The sequence below is a fragment of the Halomonas sp. C22 genome (genome assembly GCF_007655045.1).
In the GTDB taxonomy this organism is placed as follows: Bacteria; Pseudomonadota; Gammaproteobacteria; order Pseudomonadales; family Halomonadaceae; genus Vreelandella; species Vreelandella hamiltonii.
Genome location: NZ_VBVC01000008.1, coordinates 96,926 through 112,960, shown reverse-complemented (window position 1 = coordinate 112,960; position 16,035 = coordinate 96,926). Strand labels below are relative to the sequence as shown.

Sequence of the window (16,035 nt, the reverse complement as noted above, 5' to 3'; positions counted from 1 at the left end):
CTTGCTCATCGAACGAGGCAAGGGTGTGGTGTCTTTAGTGGATATCAACGAAGGAACGGGATTGACGCGTGTCTAGCGCTCAACCTGACGGTTCCAACGATTGGTCCAATCGAGACGATTGGGATTGATGACATCCCAGTCCACGGCTACTAACTGGTCGACCTTTTCACCATAGGGAAGCACGCTTGCCAATTCGTCGGATAACTGGGCATGCCGCTGTGCGGGGCCCCAGCCCTGGGTGTCGGCCAGCAGTTCCTGAGATTCCGGTGCCAGCAGGTGTTCGATAAAGGCCTCGGCCAACTCGCGCTTCTCGCTGCCTTCGATGACACAGGCAGCCACCATCAAGGCGACGGCACCCTCTTCGGGGTAAGCGAAGGCGCCCGGGAAGCCTGTGCTGGCCAGCGCACGCAAGCGCCCACTGCCCCAGACCGACAGAGCGATTTCTTCATTCTGGAACAGCTCGGACATCTTGCCCGCCGAAGGCTCGAAAGAGAGGATGTTAGGCGCGACTTGTTCTTTCATGAATTCGAAACCGGGGTCGATGTCGCTTTCGCTTCCCCCGTTGAGACGCGCCGCCATTACCAAGGCATGCACACCATAAGTGTTACTGATGGAAGGAACGACCAGCTTGCCGGCGAATTTCTCATCGGCCAGGTCTTTCCATGAGGAGGGCGTCTCCCAGCCATTACGCTCGAACATGTCGGCATTGTAGGCAAACCCAGAAGCGACCAGGCCAACTCCTACAGCCTTGTCATCGGGGAAACGTGCGATGTCGTAGACGTCATCCAGCATGGTGGTATCTTGCATCGGCGAGCAGAAACCCAGATTGACAGCTTGGTACATGGGGCCATCGTCCATAAGCACCACATCCAGCTCCTGGTCGCCACGCTGAGCTTGTAGCTTGGCCAGGGTATCAGTGGAGTTACCTGCCACGTAGATGATTTCCGCGTCATGCTCTTCGAGAAATGCTGGAATGATCTTATCGCGCATGGCTTGCTCGGTAGAGCCCCCGTAGGAACCAACATAAAGCGGTTCAGCGAGAGCGGTATTCATGCCGAGAAACAGCAGTCCCGCCATAGCAGTCGTTTGGCTAGTCATTTTTTTCATGCTTGCAGTGTCCTGTCATTGATGTCGATGTTTTGCTTGTTGTTATCAATGGCCGCCACCGCTTCTGGTATTGCTAGAAAACGGTCAGAAGGCGTGGGCAGTGCGACCTGCAATTGAAGCTAGCATCGCTTTGGTCATCAGGGCTAATGCCGTTTGTTAGCCATCCTATTCGCTAATGTTATGGGTCAATGGCGTAGGCGATGTATCGAGCTGATCGGCAAGGTGTCGTTTCAACTCCTCGAGAAACTCCAGTACCAATCGTGACGGGGGCCGGAAAGCGGGAAGCACTGCACTGTAATGAAAGGGAATTTCAGGAGTAAAGGGACGGGATACCAGGCCTTGCGAAAGGTAGCTATCCGCAGTGATAGGGTCGATCAACGACACTCCGGCTCCCGCCAGGACCAGTTCGCACGCCACACTCGACAATTGGGTCTCGATCCGCATTCGGCGCTTGATGCCCGCCTGCTGGAAGACCTGGTCGATAAGCGGCCTGACATCCTGGGTTTGTCCGAGAGAGACGAAAGGTTCTCCCTCGAGATCCTCGATGTTCACGACCGGCTGGCTGGCAAGGGAGTGGTCGGGCAGCATCACTAACCGCAACGCCCCACTGGCAATCGGACGAATGGTGACGGAGGGGTCGACCAGTTGCATGCCTATCAGGCCGGCATCGCACTGTTGTGTTGCCACCCACTCCAGCACCCGCTGGGAGCTATGCACCTGCAGGGAGATGGTGATGCCGGGATGTCGCTCGGAGAAAGCGTTGATCATCGTCGGCAGCGCATTCAACGCCAGGGCGGGCATACAGCTCAGCAGCAATCGACCGGTGCGAAATTCACGAATTTCGCGGGCCGTATCGGTAATTTTATCCAGGCCGACGAAGGCTCGCTCCACGTCTTCATAGAGAGCTAATGCTTCCGGCGTGGGAATCAGTCTCCCCTTGTGACGCTGGAAAAGTGCAAACCCCACATGGAATTCCAGATCCCCGACCAAACGACTGACGGCAGGCTGGGAAACGTGCAGTGTCTGAGCGGCACGCGTTACCGTCTTGTGAACCATCACCGCCCGAAAGGCTTCTATCTGGCGAAGATTAATCATCTTTCTAACGCTCCTATGGCAGTCGGGTGGCTTGCGAAAAGCGTTGGCGAAACACGCCGATAAACTCCTGTGCAAGCTGCGATACAGGCTGGTCACGTGGTGTCAACAAAGCAAAATCTTCTCCTAACAAGGGAGAAAAAGGCCGTAATACCACGTTCATGTCGCTGAGGGCTCTAGCACTGATAGGATCAAGGACCGCAATGCCCACTCCTCGGCCGACTAGCCGGACCGCTTGCAAGGCCAGCGAGACTTCCAAGCGCCGTCTGGGGCGTAACTGTCTTGCTTCCATCAACCGCTCCAGATCGAGACGTAAGGGATCCTGCGGCTCGAAGCAGATCAGGGTCTCATTGACAAGATCCTCCACTTCCACCGTGTTACGTTCCGCAAGAGGGTGGCCAGAGGGTAGCGCGCATACGCTGTCGAGATGAAATACGTCGCTGTCCATGCGGTCATCGATTGCAGAAACAATAGCAAAGCCAAAGTCACAGCGTTGGGTGAGTACGTCTTCTACTACCTGGTCTGAGCGGAAAGTGGCCAGCTCGATCCTGGCATCGGGATGGTCAGACGCGAAGTCGGCCAATACATCGGGGAGGAAGGTCATTCCTAGCAAAGGCATGGCACTGATGCGCAATCCTCCGACTTCACGTTCTCTGATCCGCCTTGCAGTGCTGCGCAAGTGCTCCATGCCGCTCCATACCTTCTGTACCTCGCGATGAAATAGGCGCGCCTCCGGTGTCGGCACCAGACGCCCCCGAACACGCTCGAATAGCGTGAACCCTACGTCATGTTCCAGTTGCTTGAGCAGGCGGGTGACACCCGGTTGTGCAATCAGCATACGCCTGGCGGCACCGGAAACTGTACCGATCTCCATGACATGCTTAAAAGCGAGGATCTGGCGGTCGCGCAAATGAAGAGAGGGCATAGTCATAACTTTTACGCATTAAGTGGACAATTATTGATATTGGATCGTATAGCACATCCCTACCTATAGTCGAGCTTACTTAAACTAGATTGAGCTAGCGGCATGAAATTTGACTTCTTAATTATTGGTGGTGGCGTAGTAGGCATGGCTGTTGCCTATGGCCTACTGCGCAGAGGTCAAAAAATTATCATGCTAGACGAAGGAGATGATGTTTTACGTGCATCACGAGGTAATGCCGGGCTAACGTGGGTACAAGGAAAAGGTATAGGCATGCCTCGCTATGCCGAGTTGAGTCTACAGTCGAGCGATGTATGGCCTTTTTTTGCTATTGAGCTTAGCGAGCGCAGTGGTGTACCGCTTGAATACTCTCGCCAGGGCGGTATTGATATTTTCTTTGACGTTCAGGAGGCCGAAGCACGTGTGGCTAGCTATCGTAAACTTCAGGCTTCATCACCCTGTCTCGCAAGCTATTTTCAATGGGAATACTTAGACAGGCCAGCCCTGATAACCCATCTCCCTGGCTTAGGTGAAAGCATTCACGGGGGCACTTGGTCTCCCCATGATGGCCATTGCAATCCGCTATTGCTTTTGCGTGCACTTTTAACAGCTAGCCTTAAGATGGGTCTTAGCTATCATCCAGGCTGCTCGGTTCAGCGCCTCGAATCAAATATCGTTGGCTTCACTGCCAATACTCTAGGCGGTAACTTTACAGCTGAGCGTATTATCGTAGCTGCAGGCCTTGGAGCGAAGCACCTCTCACCCATGTTGGGCCTGAGCGGGGAAGTGTTTCCCTTACGAGGGCAGATCCTCGTAACGGAAAAAATGCCTTTGATACCGCAACTTCCTACACCTCAGATAAGGCAAACCGGTAACGGTAGCTACTTGATCGGTGACACCCATGAACATGCAGGCTTAAACCGGGATGCGACTACCAGTATCATGGCGAAATTAGCAGCTCGTGGGGTGCGTATTTACCCGCACTTGAAGAACGCCAACATAGTGCGTGCTTGGAGTGCATTACGAGTAATGACACCTGATGGATTTCCACTGTATGAATCATCCAGAGCCTGCCCAGGTGCCTATAACATCAATTGTCATAGCGGAATTAGTTTAGCTGCTTTCCACGCTGAGGAGCTGGCTCAAGCCTTGCTCCATGACCGACTGAGCCATGAATTTAGCGAATTTTCCAGTGCGCGCTTTAGCAAGATTAAATAACAAAAACGTTACACCGAGAGTACGACGCCTCACGCAACCATCGATAAAATCAAGAGGAATGCGAAATGCGACAAGTCACCTGCTGTTTAGTTTTCACGACAGTATTAATCAGCTGCCTTGCTCATGCTGATAGTAAACCACTACGTATTGGAGTCGATGTTCCCTATGCGCCTTATCAATATAAAGAGCCTGATGGCACCATCACAGGGTTTGAAGTTGAATTAGTCAATGCTGCTTGTGAACGCATGCAGCGTGAGTGCGAATGGGTAGAACAAGGTTGGGATGGAATTATTCCTGGGTTAATGGCGCGCAAATACGACCTGATAGCGTCAGCGATGAACATTACAGAAGAGCGTTCTAGGCAAGTTAGCTTCTCGGCTCCCTACTACCAAGTACCATCCGTTTGGGTTAAAAACGTAAATAACGAGTACGATATAGAAGGTGACTTGGCAGATGTAGCAATCGGTGTGCAGCAAGCCACTATTCAAGATGAATATGTTACTACCTACTATCCTGATGCGGATATTCATCGGTATGGTGATTCAGGCTCTGTAGTTACCGATATGCATGCGGAGCGCCTCGACCTTGTTTTCACTGCCTATTCTCTTGCTCAAGAAACGATGCTCCAGGACGAGCGTTTTATACAAACGGGAGATTTAATTACCGGCCCTGAGTCGATTTATGGCCCCGGTATTGGTGCTGCTTTCCGCCCACGAGATGAAGCGCTGATAGAAGCTTTTGATAAGGCGATGCAAGAAATTAAAGAAGATGGAACATTCGACAAAATTTATAACGATTATTTTGAATAATCAGTAACTAATGATTATTTAGATTCTTTCTTAGGCATAAAGCAACAAGCCGACTCTTGGGTCGGCTTGTTGCTTATTACCACTACTGGCAGACGGCGACGCGGGAAGTAGCTAACGCTTAGAGCGCTAAATCATACTCAACGATCAGCGGTGCGAACTCGGAGAAGGTCGCATCGTAATCAATCCACGCGTCGACCACATGGCGCCGGAAGTTGGGGCCGACCAGCTGGTAGTCGATCCGCCAGCCTTCCTGCCGGTCACGGGGTACTTCCTGGTCCAGCTTGGGCCACCAGGTGTATTCGCCAGCATCGCGATTGATCTCGCGGAAGGTGTCGATGAAACCGGTTGGGCCCAGCACCTGGTCCATCCAGGCACGCTCTTCCGGGCGGAAGCCGGAGGTGAGCTGATTGTCCGACCAGTTGGCCAGGTCGACGGTCTTGTGGGCAATGTGCCAGGTACCGCAGATGATGTATTCGCGGCGCTTGCGCGACATCTTCGTCAGGTACTCCTGGTACTGCTCCATGAACGTCTGCTTGGCTTTCTGGTCACTTCCGTCGGGCATCAGGAAAGTGGCAATGCTGAAACGGTCATAGTCCGCCTGCAGAAAGCGCCCTTCGTGATCGCACTGAGGAAACCCCAGGCCGTACATGATGGCCTTGGGGATTTTGCGGCAATAGAGCGCCACACCGGCGAAACCATCCTCCTCGGCATCCAGGAAATAGCCTTCGTAGCCTTCCGGATAGAGAATATGGTCACCCAGTTCAAAACTTTTTGCCTTGATGTTCTGCACGCAGACCACGTCGGCATCCTGCTGAGCCAGCCAGTCCAGGAAGCCACGGTCGACGGCATCACGAATACCATTGACATTGATGCTGGCAATTTTCATAAATCGTCCCTTTTGCGTCGCTGCTGTATGATACCCGACGTTTAGACGTTTGGGTAAATAGACAAACCAATTCTTGCTATTTAGCCCCGTTTTATTGTTGCGTTTGACTTACATTCCTATCGACCACACCTACCGACAAGAGAACACCGCCGTGGCCACCACTCTACAACCCTACCAACGCGATTTCATTGCCTTCGCTATTGAGCAGGGCGTGCTCAAGTTTGGCGAGTTCACGCTGAAGTCGGGGCGAGTAAGCCCTTACTTTTTCAACGCGGGCCTGTTCCAGACGGGCCGAGCGCTGGCCAAGCTGGGGCGTTTCTATGCCCAGGCGATTGTCGATAGCGGCCTGCAGGCCGATGTGCTGTTCGGCCCTGCCTACAAGGGCATTCCCCTGGCGGCGGTCACCGCGTCGGCCCTGGCCGACCACCACGACCGCGACATGCCCTACGCCTTCAATCGCAAGGAAGCCAAGACCCATGGTGAAGGCGGTAACATCGTGGGGGCTGAGCTGGCGGGTGATATCTTGATCATCGATGACGTGATCACGGCGGGCACGGCCATCCGCGAAGTCATGACCCTGATCGAGCAGAGCGGCGCTCGGGCGGGCGGCGTGATCATTGCTCTGGACCGCCAGGAGCGTGGCCAGGGCGAGCAGAGCGCCATTCAGGAAGTGCAGTCCCAGTATGGCATGCCGGTGGTCAGCATCGTGTCGCTTGAGCAAGTGCTCACGTACCTGGAAGAGCAGTCAGGTAGCGACCTCAGCAGCCACGCCGAGGCCGTACGTGCGTACCGCGACCGCTACGGTATCGCCGGTTAGGTTGCGTCGCCCATGGGCAGTGCGCCAGCGTAGTCTTGTTGGCGCCACGCTTCGTAACTGACCACCGCCACGGCGTTGGAGAGGTTCAGGCTGCGGTTGTTGGGCTGCATGGGAATGCGCAGTTTTTGCTCTGCGGGCAGCATGGCGTGCACCTCGGGGGAGAGCCCAGCGGTTTCCGAGCCGAACAGCAGCACATCCCCCGGCTTGAAAGCGGCATCGCTGTGGGCGCGGGTGCCTTTGGTGGTAATCGCCCAGAGAGTACGCCCCTGCATGGCCGTGTAGAACGCCGCGAAATCAGCGTGACGGGTGACGTTGGCCAGGTCACGATAATCGAGCCCCGCACGCCGCAGCTTTTTCTCTTCGAGATCGAAGCCCAGCGGCTCGATGAGATGCAGGCGGCAGCCGTTGTTCGCCACCAGGCGCATAATATTGCCCGTATTGGGAGCCATGCGTGGCTCGAAGAGCGCTACTTCAAACATCACTACCTGCCATGATTGGTCTATGGTGCCGTTGTCAGCGCGGCTGATTGTAATGGAAATCACTCGGAAACACTTGTAGAGGTCACCCTTCGCCATGATGCCCCAACCGCCAAAGACGATTCTTGAACGTATCAAAGGGCTCAATCCACGCCAGCAGGAAGCGGTGCGCTACATCGACGGCCCCTGCCTGGTACTGGCGGGCGCGGGGTCGGGCAAGACCAGCGTGATCACCACCAAGATTGCCTATCTGGTGCAAGAGTGCGGCATGAGCGCCCGCCGGATCGCCGCGGTGACCTTTACCAACAAGGCCGCCCGTGAGATGAAAGAGCGGGTGGGCCAGATGCTGAAGGGCAAGGAGGGCCACGGGCTGACGGTTTCGACCTTCCACAACCTGGGGCTCAACATCATTCGCGGCGAGCTGAAGACCTTGGGCTACAAGCCGGGGTTTTCGCTGTTCGACCCGGAAGACGCCAAGGCGCTGCTGCGGGACTTGATGAACAAGGACGCTCAGGTGGATGCCGAGCAGATCAACGCCGTTCAGGCGAAGATTTCCCAGTGGAAGAACGACCTGGTGCTGCCCGGGGATGCGCTTTCGTTTGCTGCCGATGACGACGAGCATTTCGCGGCACGGGTGTACGAAGCCTACGTTCGCCACCTGAAAGCCTATAACGCGGTGGATTTCGACGACCTGATTCTGCTGCCCGTGGTGCTCTTGCAGCGTGACCCGGAAGCACTGGCCCGCTGGCGGCGCAAAATCCACTACATGCTGGTGGATGAGTACCAGGACACCAACGTTTCCCAGTACCTGCTGGTGAAGCTGCTGATGGCCGAACGCGCCACCTTTACCGTGGTCGGCGACGACGACCAGTCGATTTACGCCTGGCGGGGCGCTCGGCCGGAAAACCTGGTCACCCTGGGGGAGGATTTCCCGCGATTGAAGGTCATCAAGCTGGAGCAGAACTACCGCTCTACCGGCACGATACTGCGCGCCGCCAACACGCTGATTGCCAATAACCCCCACGTCTACGACAAAACCCTGTGGTCGGAGATGGGCGACGGCGCGCCGATTCGCGTGGTGGTGAACCGCCATGAGGAGGCCGAAGCCGAGCGAGTGGCCAGCGAGATGCTCACTCGGCGCATCAAGGAAAAAGCCGAGTGGCGCGATTTCGCGGTGCTTTACCGAGGCAACTTTCAGGCGCGGCTGCTGGAGCTGAAGCTGCAGCACTACCAGATTCCGTACAAGCTCTCCGGCGGCACGTCGTTTTTCTCGCGTAACGAGATCAAGGACGCCATGGCGTACCTGCGGCTTTTGATCAACCCCGCCGATGACAACGCCTTTTTGCGCATCGTCAACGTGCCCCGGCGTGAAATTGGCCCCGGTACGCTGGAAAAGCTTGCCAACTACGCCACCGAGCGCTCCATTTCGCTGTTTTCCGCCTGCCACGAGCTGGGCCTGGAACAAACGCTGCCCACCCGCGCCGTGGAGCGGCTGTCGCGCTTTACGCACTTCATCGATGGCGTGCGCAAGCGGATGGACCAGGGCGATGCCATTGCCGCGATACGCGACATGCTGCGGGATATGGATTACGAGGCGTGGCTGTACCAGAACGCCAGCGCCCCGACCATTGCCGAGCGCCGCATGGCCAACGTGTGGATCCTGATCGACCAGCTGGAAAAGTCGCTGAACCGCGACCCGGAAGAGAGTACCGCCAGCACCGAGACGGAAACCGACAGCGTCGAGGCCGCTATCTCGCGGCTGGTGTTGCGCGACATTCTGGAGCAGCAGGCCGAAGAGGACGATTCGGATCGCGTGCAGCTTCTCACCATGCACGCTTCCAAGGGGCTGGAGTTTCCCCACGTTTACCTGATGGGCTGGGAAGAGGATCTGCTGCCCCACCGTAACGCCATCGAGATGGGCACCGTGGAGGAGGAGCGCCGCCTGGCCTACGTGGGCATTACCCGCGCCCGGCGGACGCTGACGCTGACCCTGGCGCGCCAGCGCAAGGCGTATGGCGAACTGATGGACTGCCAGCCTAGCCGCTTTCTGGACGAGCTGCCCGCCGACGACCTGGAGTGGGAGGGCCGCGCCGACAAGGAAGACCCGGACAAGAAGCAGGCTCGGGGCAAGGATGCCATTGCGGGGCTGCGTTCCTTGCTGGGCTGAGGGCGTTTGACAGGAAGGCGGTTTTTCAAGACAAAAAAATATCCACAGGGGGTAGGAAAAACCCGCCTGTGGATAGTTTGGAGCATCCGCTAACGAAGGATTACTCGGCTTCGGCGACCATGTAGTCGACGATAGCCATGATCTCTTCATCGGAAGCGCTGCTGCCACCGCGCGGAGGCATCACGCCCAGGCCGTTGAACACGCTGGCGTAGAGCTCATCCATTCCTTTGTCGATTCGCGCTGCCCAGGCATCCGCATCGCCCAGCACCGGTGCACCGGCCACACCAGCGGCGTGACAAGCAACACAGCCTGCGCTGGAGTAAAGCGCGGCGCCATCCAGATCGCTACCGCCATTGGCGGCTTCTTCTGTGCTGGCCACGGCTTCGTCTTCGCTGGTGGCTTCTTCAGCCGCGGCGACGTCCTCGCTGGCACCTTCGTCTTCGGCAGCCGCTTCTTCACCGCCGCCCAGCTCAGGCACGTCCATCACCGGCTCGACCAAATAGGCCGTGGCGGCTTCCATTTCGGCATCCGACAGGTTGGGGTTGCCGCCGCGAGCAGGCATCGCGCCAATGCCGTTGATCGAGTGCTCGAGCAGCGTGGCAAAGCCCTGCTCGGTACGCTCGGCCCAGGCGCTTTCATCGCCACGTACCGGTGCACCGGCAGCGCCCGTCTCGTGACACGCCATGCAGATACGGTTGTAAATGCCCGCGCCGTCGATCTCGTCGCCACCACCGCTAGCCGCCGCCGGTGCCGATGCGGTACCACAGTCCTGGCCTTGGAGGCAGAGCTGGCCTACTGGTGCCAGGCGCTCAGCCATTGCGTCACGTGCGGCGTCGTCCAGAGCATAAGCACCCGATGTGCCTGCCATGACGCCGAGGGCCGCCAGCCCGCTCATGATCAGCTTAGATTTCACTCTCACCACCTCTTTGAGTTTTATATAAAACGTTGTGCTTAAGAATCGTGCTTGAAGATCGAGCTCAGGAACCGTGCTCAGGAACCGGACGCTCGAAGATGTAGCACTGAACCCCTGCGCACCAGCGCCACTACGCACTCTGCCGCCGAAACGCCAAGACATGCCTCTTGGAGTTAGTATACCGAGAACACAAAGGGTAGGAAAATGCTACTAAGCGCGGCAATTCAACTCGGTGGCGGGCAAGACACACCAGCCCAGCAGTTGATGCTCACCCGCAGGCAGCATCCCTGCCTGCCGATAGGCTCGTTGCGCGGGCAGGTTGTCACGGTCTACCGTCAGCGCCAGCTGGCTGGCGCCCGCCTGGGCCACCATGGCCTGCGCTTGCTGCACCAGTGCCTTGCCTTGCCCCTGGCCGCGCCAGCCAGGCACCAGCCCCATCAACTGAACGCTCCAGTGCTCGCGGCCTGGGCTGGCATCCAGCAGCAGCAGGCCCGCATGGCGGCCCTGCTCCCCCTGCAGGTAATACCAGTGTTCGCAAGCGCTCGATGCCTGGTGATAAAAGCCTTCCAGCAGAGCCTGCGCAGGCAATACATCGCGCAAGGCAGGGCAATCCAGCGAGCCCTCCCCCACCTGCTCGACCAGTGCCTGCTGCTGAGCGGGCGTCAGCTCATCAAACGGCCGTAGCGGTGGCAGCCCCCGCACGTGAGAAACCGGCCGACAGTGCCAAGCCAGGTGATCGAGGGTGGCCAACCGCTGCATGCCCAGGTTCAGCAATGGTGCTTCCCAGCTCGCCATGGTCTCATCCAGGGCAACGTGACACAGCACCAGCCCTTGGGTCGCCACCCAGCGGTGCAGTTGACTTAGCAGGGGCTCGACAAATTGGTTATTCTGCTTGGGCAACCATAGCTGCGCGATGCGGTTTTCCTGGCACTCTACCCAGGCGGCAGCGCAGACTCGCCCTGCCTGGCAAGCCACCCACAAGCCCGACCAACCCTCGGGCCGTGTGCTGGCCTTGACCAGCGCCTGCTGTAGCGCAGCCTGCTGGGCAGGATGGTGGACAGCAGCCAACTGCAGCAGCGCCTCGCGCCGTTGCTGCGCCGGGCAGACCATGATCGACGTTGCCGGGTGGGTCGAGAACATGCCAGATAGCCTTGTCGCCAGCAGGCGCAACACAACAAGAGGAGTGGCCCGTCAGTATGCGAATTTTATTGGTGGAAGATGACCCTAGCCTGGCATCGGGCATTCGCATGGCGCTAAAGCCCGAGCATTACACGGTCGATCATCTGACCGATGGTGACACGGCCCTGGTCGCACTGCAAAACGAACCGTTCGATGCCGTGATTCTGGACCTGGGCCTGCCCACCATGGACGGCATCGAACTGCTGCAAACCCTGCGCCGCCAGGGGCATCAGGTGCCTATTCTGGTGCTGACGGCCCGCGACGCCGTCGAGAGCCGCATTGCCGGGCTGGACGCGGGTGCCGACGACTACTTGACCAAACCCTTCGAAGTGGATGAGCTGAAAGCGCGCCTGCGGGCCTTGCTGCGCCGCAGCCAGGGCCAGCCCAACGGCCTGCTCTCCTGCCGGGGGATCAGCTTGAACCCTCAAACCCTCACCGTGCACTACCAGCAGCAGACCATTCCCCTGTCGCGTCGCGAGCTGGCGCTGCTGCAGGAGTTCATGAGCCACCCGGGGCGCGTCTTCACCCGTGATACGTTGGCCCGGCTGGTGTACGGCTGGGAAGAGGACGTGGAAAGCAATGCCATCGAGGTCCATATCCATCACCTGCGGCGCAAGCTGTTTCCGGATGCCATCCGCACCGTGCGGGGCATTGGCTATGTGATGGAAAAAACGGGCAAGGAGAGCTGATGCGCTCCATTCGTCGCCGCACGCTGGGGCTCGTGCTGCTGGTATTCGGCGTGAGCATGTTCATCATCGGTTTCATCAGCTATCGCTTTGCGGCACAGGAAATCGAAGAGTTGCACGACCGCAGCCTGGCGCAAAACGCCCGTTTGCTGGAGGGCCTGCTGCAAGCTCCCTTGCCTGCCCAGGACCGCACGCTGCTGCTGAGAAGCCTGGAGAGCGCCTTGCTGCAGCCCGGCGCCACAGAACCACCGGATCTGAGCGATGGCTATACCCACCAGCTGGCGTTTCAGCTTTGGGAAGGCAACCAGCTGCTGCTGCGTTCCGATAACGCCCCGGCGACCCCGCTGGTGAGCCAGCCGGCCGGGTATTCGACCGCCACCCTGGGGGAGCAGACCTGGCGGGTCTACGTGCTTTCGATGGCAGATGCCAACAAGCGGGTCATCGTCAGCGAACGCCAGGATGTGCGCGCGGCGCTGACCCGAGAAGTAGCGCTGCGCACGCTACTACCCGACCTGATCGGCCTGCCTCTGCTTACCCTGCTGCTGTGGTGGTCGATTGGCTGGGGGCTGGCACCGCTGTCACGCATGGCGGAACAGATCCGCAGCCGCGACCCTAACAACCTCCAGCCGCTGTCGTTGCAGCGCCTTCCTCAGGAGCTGGATACCATTGCCGGGGCACTCAACCGTTTGCTGGCGCGTTTACAACAGATGCGTATTCGCGAAAAGCGCTTCATCGCCGATGCGACCCATGAGCTGCGTACGCCGCTGGCGATTCTCGATCTGCATGCCCAAAACGCGCTGGCTGCCGATAACCGCGCGGATCGTGAAGAGTCGCTGCACCATTTGCGCAGCGGCGTGGCCCGCTCGACGCGGCTGGTGGCCCAACTATTGACCCTGGCAAGGCTGGACCCCGAAGAGGAGCCGCTGCCCGAGATCCGCCATGCCGACGTACGGCAAGAGACCCAGGAGACCCTGGCGAAACTCCTGCCGCTGGCCACGGAGCGCCGCCAGCAGCTGCACATGGAGGTCGAGGAGCAGCAGAGCTGGCTCATGGAAGAGGAGCCCGGGGCCATCGAGACCCTGGTACAGAACCTGGTGGGCAACGCCCTTCAGCACTCGCCCCCGGAAAGCGCTGTGACGGTGCACCTGAGCGCGTCCCGTCACCACATCACCCTGATGGTCGATGACCAGGGCAAGGGAATCCCACCCAGCGAGCGCAGCCGGGTCGTGGAGCGCTTTCAGCGTGCAGGGCCTGGAGCGGGCGCTGGCCTGGGCTTGTCGATCGTCGAACGCATCGTGAAACGCCATGGTGGCACCCTGTTACTGGAGGACGCACCCAGCGGAGGGCTGCGGGTACGCGCCACGCTGGCGAGAGATTCACTGACTCAGCGCCATGCAAAAGAATGAGAAAAAATGTAACAGATTCTGGCTGTTAAGATTTCGATAAGAATTCCGTGCAACTGTGAAGGTACAGAGCAGGCAATCAGTCAATGACCTGCTGTTCACCCCACGGAGGTACCCCCGATGAATTCACTGCTGAAATCTCATAAAGCCCTTATCCAATTTGGCGCAACACCGCTGCTGACCACCCCGGCCGCCAAGACGTTGACACCCAATAGCCCGGCGCTGTCGGTTCTGACCGATTTCACCAAGGTGGTGCCACAATCTGTCGCTGGCGATACGCCCATCGATGAAGCCCACCTGAAGATGCGCCATGGCGGTGTTCGCCTGCTGTTCGTGATGGACAAGCAGAATCACTGCGTCGGCGTGCTGTCGGCCAAGGAAGTGATTGGCTCACGACGCATCAATATTGCCATGCAGCAGCGTAATCTGGAACGTTCCGAAGTGACGGCTGCCATGATCATGACGCCCTGGGAAAAACTCAGCGCCATGCCGCTGGAGCAGCTGACAGCGCTCACCATCGAGGATCTGGTGCGTTCCATGGAAACGTTTGCCGAGCAACACCTGCTGATTACCGAGCAGACGGCCAACCACGAACTCAGCGTACGGGGAATCGTGTCGGCCACGGACATTCAAGCCGTCATGGGCAAGCAGACCAAGGGAAAAGCCGATGCCACGGTAGTACCCATGGCCCGCAGCTTCGCCGACATTTGCCAAGTGGTCACCGGTCACGATTTGTAAGTTTCAACCCGCTTACTGACCAAAACGCCCCTTATCTTCGATAAGGGGCGTTTTGCTTGCCTGCCCAGCGGCCAGCGCTGGGCAAACGGTGGGTTTTCAAAACATGCTGGCGTTGATCATCAGATGCGCCGCGATACTGGCCACATAGCCCAGCAGGATGGCGGGTACCCAGCGCAGATGAACGGCAAAGGTGTATATGCCCCTTGCCTGGCCCATCAGCGCCACCCCAGCGGCAGACCCCATGGAAAGCAGGCTACCGCCCACCCCCGCCGTCAGGGTAATCAGCAGCCAGTTGCCTTCGCTCATGTCTGGTGCCATGGAGAGCACGGCAAACATCACGGGAATGTTGTCCACCACGGCGGAAATCAGGCCCAGCACCACGTTGGCCCAGACCGGGTTCCAGCCGCCGTACAGGGTTTCAGACAGCAGGCTGAGATAGCCCATGAAGCCAAGGCCACCGACACACATGACGACCCCGTAGAAGAACAGCAGCGTGTCCCACTCGGAGCGCGCAATCCGGCTGAAGATATCGAACGGCACCACGCTGCCCAGTTGCTCCAGCTTTTGCCAATCGCCACGGCGAGAGTAGCGCTCGCGCTTGCGCTCCAGCGAGCGTGGCAGGCTGCGACGCAGGTAGTAGCCAAAGAACTGCAGCAGGCCCAGACCAAACATCATGCCCATGGCAGGAGGGAGATACAGGATCGAATGGCAGAGTACCGAGATGGCCACGGTGACCAGGAACAGGAGAATGATGCGCTTCGCGCCGCGCTTCATCCAGACGTTCTCGGTCAGGGCGGCAGGCTGACGGTTGACGAGGAAGAAGTTCATGATCAACGCTGGCACCATGAAGTTGACGATGGCGGGCACCAGCAACGCAAAGAAGCCTTCAAACGGCACTTGTCCGGCTTGCCAAACCATCAGCGTGGTAATGTCGCCAAACGGGCTGAAGGCGCCCCCTGCGTTGGAAGCAACCACCACGTTGACACAGCACAGGCTGATGAACTTGTTGTCTCCCTCAGCCACCTTCAAGACGACGGCACACATCAACATGGCCGTGGTCATGTTGTTGGCAATCGAGGAGATGGCAAACGCGAGACAGCCGGTGATCCAGAAAAGGGTTCGGTAGCTGAACCCCTTGCGCACCAGCCAGGCACGCAGCGTATCGAAGACACGCCGCTCTTCCATGGCGTTGATGTAGGTCATCGCCACCAGCAGGAACAGCAGCAGCTCGGCGTACTCCAGCAGCGTCTCCTTGAAGGCTTCTTCCGCTTCATGAGGCATGCCTGCCTGAACGTACACCCAAGCCACCATGGCCCAGATGAGTCCCGCCGCCACCAACACCGGCTTGGACTTGCGCATGTGGATAATTTCTTCACTCATGACCAACGCATAAGCAAGAATGAAGATGGTCACCGCCGCAATACCGGTCAGTGAGGAGGTCAGGTCTAGCGGGCCGGCAGCAGCAAAAGCAAAGGAGGGCAAGAGGGTCAAGCAGAGGGCGGTCAACAACCAAGCGGCTCGGCGGGAGGAGTGCCGTGCTGCGAGGGCGTTAGGTGGTTTCATGGCAAGTGGTCCTGGCAGGGTAAGAGAGTACCGCCACGATAATAAGCACACTAACTATG

The 16,035-nt window shown here is 58.3% G+C and carries 15 protein-coding genes; 7 read left to right on the top strand and 8 right to left on the bottom strand.

Features of this window, described 5'->3' with window-relative positions; all coding sequences use genetic code 11:
- Positions 1 to 72: 72 nt before the first annotated feature.
- The 3 genes from FEU76_RS14835 to FEU76_RS14825 all read right to left on the bottom strand — a co-directional run bounded on the left by FEU76_RS14835 (position 73) and on the right by FEU76_RS14825 (position 3,124).
- The gene (locus tag FEU76_RS14835) at positions 73 to 1,107 is read right to left on the bottom strand and encodes an ABC transporter substrate-binding protein (RefSeq protein ID WP_144984013.1); all 1,035 of its coding nucleotides are present in this window, start codon (positions 1,105 to 1,107) and stop codon (positions 73 to 75) included.
- Between the two features lie 165 nt (positions 1,108 to 1,272).
- Entirely contained in the window at positions 1,273 to 2,202 is a 930-nt protein-coding gene (locus FEU76_RS14830; protein ID WP_144984010.1) for a LysR substrate-binding domain-containing protein, read from the bottom strand.
- A 13-nt stretch (positions 2,203 to 2,215) separates the two neighbouring features.
- On the bottom strand, positions 2,216 to 3,124 hold the full coding sequence (locus FEU76_RS14825) for a LysR family transcriptional regulator (RefSeq protein ID WP_186299156.1): 909 nt from the start codon (positions 3,122 to 3,124) through the stop codon (positions 2,216 to 2,218).
- A 102-nt stretch (positions 3,125 to 3,226) separates the two neighbouring features.
- On the opposite strand from FEU76_RS14825, the gene FEU76_RS14820 reads away from it, so the two are divergent.
- Both FEU76_RS14820 and FEU76_RS14815 read left to right on the top strand, forming a co-directional pair.
- On the top strand, positions 3,227 to 4,339 hold the full coding sequence (locus tag FEU76_RS14820) for an NAD(P)/FAD-dependent oxidoreductase (protein ID WP_144984005.1): 1,113 nt from the start codon (positions 3,227 to 3,229) through the stop codon (positions 4,337 to 4,339).
- Positions 4,340 to 4,404: 65 nt separating this feature from the next.
- Positions 4,405 to 5,148, top strand: coding sequence for a transporter substrate-binding domain-containing protein (locus FEU76_RS14815; RefSeq protein WP_144984002.1), 744 nt, complete (start codon positions 4,405 to 4,407; stop codon positions 5,146 to 5,148).
- Positions 5,149 to 5,266: 118 nt separating this feature from the next.
- On the opposite strand, the gene FEU76_RS14810 is transcribed toward FEU76_RS14815, so the two are convergent.
- Positions 5,267 to 6,034 (bottom strand): exodeoxyribonuclease III, encoded by a 768-nt coding sequence (locus FEU76_RS14810; protein ID WP_144983999.1) that lies wholly within the window; start codon positions 6,032 to 6,034, stop codon positions 5,267 to 5,269.
- A gap of 151 nt (positions 6,035 to 6,185) precedes the next feature.
- On the opposite strand from FEU76_RS14810, the gene pyrE reads away from it, so the two are divergent.
- Positions 6,186 to 6,851, top strand: a complete 666-nt coding sequence (gene pyrE, locus FEU76_RS14805; RefSeq protein WP_144983997.1) for an orotate phosphoribosyltransferase — start codon at positions 6,186 to 6,188, stop codon at positions 6,849 to 6,851.
- On the opposite strand, the gene FEU76_RS14800 is transcribed toward pyrE, so the two are convergent.
- A complete protein-coding gene (locus tag FEU76_RS14800; RefSeq protein ID WP_039178973.1) occupies positions 6,848 to 7,330 on the bottom strand; it encodes a tRNA (cytidine(34)-2'-O)-methyltransferase in 483 nt (160 codons plus the stop codon). The two genes, pyrE and FEU76_RS14800, sit on opposite strands and share 4 nt — an antisense overlap.
- 94 nt (positions 7,331 to 7,424) lie before the next feature.
- On the opposite strand from FEU76_RS14800, the gene rep reads away from it, so the two are divergent.
- Positions 7,425 to 9,494 carry a DNA helicase Rep gene (gene rep, locus FEU76_RS14795; RefSeq protein WP_144983994.1) on the top strand — a complete coding sequence of 690 codons (2,070 nt, stop codon included), beginning with the start codon at positions 7,425 to 7,427 and terminating at the stop codon, positions 9,492 to 9,494.
- Between the two features lie 100 nt (positions 9,495 to 9,594).
- Here rep and FEU76_RS14790 read toward each other — a convergent pair whose 3' ends face one another.
- Both FEU76_RS14790 and FEU76_RS14785 read right to left on the bottom strand, forming a co-directional pair.
- Complete coding sequence (locus FEU76_RS14790) at positions 9,595 to 10,407, bottom strand: c-type cytochrome (protein WP_039178981.1); 813 nt, start codon at positions 10,405 to 10,407, stop codon at positions 9,595 to 9,597.
- A gap of 210 nt (positions 10,408 to 10,617) precedes the next feature.
- Positions 10,618 to 11,547 (bottom strand): GNAT family N-acetyltransferase, encoded by a 930-nt coding sequence (locus FEU76_RS14785; RefSeq protein ID WP_144983991.1) that lies wholly within the window; start codon positions 11,545 to 11,547, stop codon positions 10,618 to 10,620.
- Positions 11,548 to 11,603: 56 nt separating this feature from the next.
- On the opposite strand from FEU76_RS14785, the gene FEU76_RS14780 reads away from it, so the two are divergent.
- The 3 genes from FEU76_RS14780 to FEU76_RS14770 all read left to right on the top strand — a co-directional run bounded on the left by FEU76_RS14780 (position 11,604) and on the right by FEU76_RS14770 (position 14,413).
- A complete protein-coding gene (locus tag FEU76_RS14780) occupies positions 11,604 to 12,275 on the top strand; it encodes a response regulator transcription factor (protein WP_016915565.1) in 672 nt (223 codons plus the stop codon).
- Positions 12,275 to 13,678, top strand: coding sequence for an ATP-binding protein (locus FEU76_RS14775; protein ID WP_144983988.1), 1,404 nt, complete (start codon positions 12,275 to 12,277; stop codon positions 13,676 to 13,678). The genes FEU76_RS14780 and FEU76_RS14775 overlap by 1 nt, the downstream gene beginning before the upstream one ends.
- Positions 13,679 to 13,795: 117 nt before the next feature.
- A complete protein-coding gene (locus FEU76_RS14770; protein WP_144983985.1) occupies positions 13,796 to 14,413 on the top strand; it encodes a CBS domain-containing protein in 618 nt (205 codons plus the stop codon).
- A gap of 96 nt (positions 14,414 to 14,509) precedes the next feature.
- Here FEU76_RS14770 and nhaD read toward each other — a convergent pair whose 3' ends face one another.
- On the bottom strand, positions 14,510 to 15,976 hold the full coding sequence (gene nhaD / locus FEU76_RS14765; RefSeq protein WP_144983981.1) for a sodium:proton antiporter NhaD: 1,467 nt from the start codon (positions 15,974 to 15,976) through the stop codon (positions 14,510 to 14,512).
- Between the last annotated feature and the right edge of the window lie 59 nt (positions 15,977 to 16,035).

Coding starts and splice junctions, on each gene's coding strand:
- FEU76_RS14835 (WP_144984013.1), bottom strand. CDS start 1,107: ATGAAAAAAATGACTAGCCAAACGACTGCTATGGCGGGACTGCTGTTT.
- FEU76_RS14830 (WP_144984010.1), bottom strand. CDS start 2,202: ATGATTAATCTTCGCCAGATAGAAGCCTTTCGGGCGGTGATGGTTCAC.
- FEU76_RS14815 (WP_144984002.1), top strand. CDS start 4,405: ATGCGACAAGTCACCTGCTGTTTAGTTTTCACGACAGTATTAATCAGC.
- FEU76_RS14770 (WP_144983985.1), top strand. CDS start 13,796: ATGAATTCACTGCTGAAATCTCATAAAGCCCTTATCCAATTTGGCGCA.
- FEU76_RS14785 (WP_144983991.1), bottom strand. CDS start 11,547: ATGTTCTCGACCCACCCGGCAACGTCGATCATGGTCTGCCCGGCGCAG.
- FEU76_RS14800 (WP_039178973.1), bottom strand. CDS start 7,330: ATGTTTGAAGTAGCGCTCTTCGAGCCACGCATGGCTCCCAATACGGGC.
- FEU76_RS14810 (WP_144983999.1), bottom strand. CDS start 6,034: ATGAAAATTGCCAGCATCAATGTCAATGGTATTCGTGATGCCGTCGAC.
- FEU76_RS14820 (WP_144984005.1), top strand. CDS start 3,227: ATGAAATTTGACTTCTTAATTATTGGTGGTGGCGTAGTAGGCATGGCT.
- nhaD (WP_144983981.1), bottom strand. CDS start 15,976: ATGAAACCACCTAACGCCCTCGCAGCACGGCACTCCTCCCGCCGAGCC.
- FEU76_RS14780 (WP_016915565.1), top strand. CDS start 11,604: ATGCGAATTTTATTGGTGGAAGATGACCCTAGCCTGGCATCGGGCATT.
- rep (WP_144983994.1), top strand. CDS start 7,425: ATGATGCCCCAACCGCCAAAGACGATTCTTGAACGTATCAAAGGGCTC.
- FEU76_RS14825 (WP_186299156.1), bottom strand. CDS start 3,124: ATGCCCTCTCTTCATTTGCGCGACCGCCAGATCCTCGCTTTTAAGCAT.
- FEU76_RS14775 (WP_144983988.1), top strand. CDS start 12,275: ATGCGCTCCATTCGTCGCCGCACGCTGGGGCTCGTGCTGCTGGTATTC.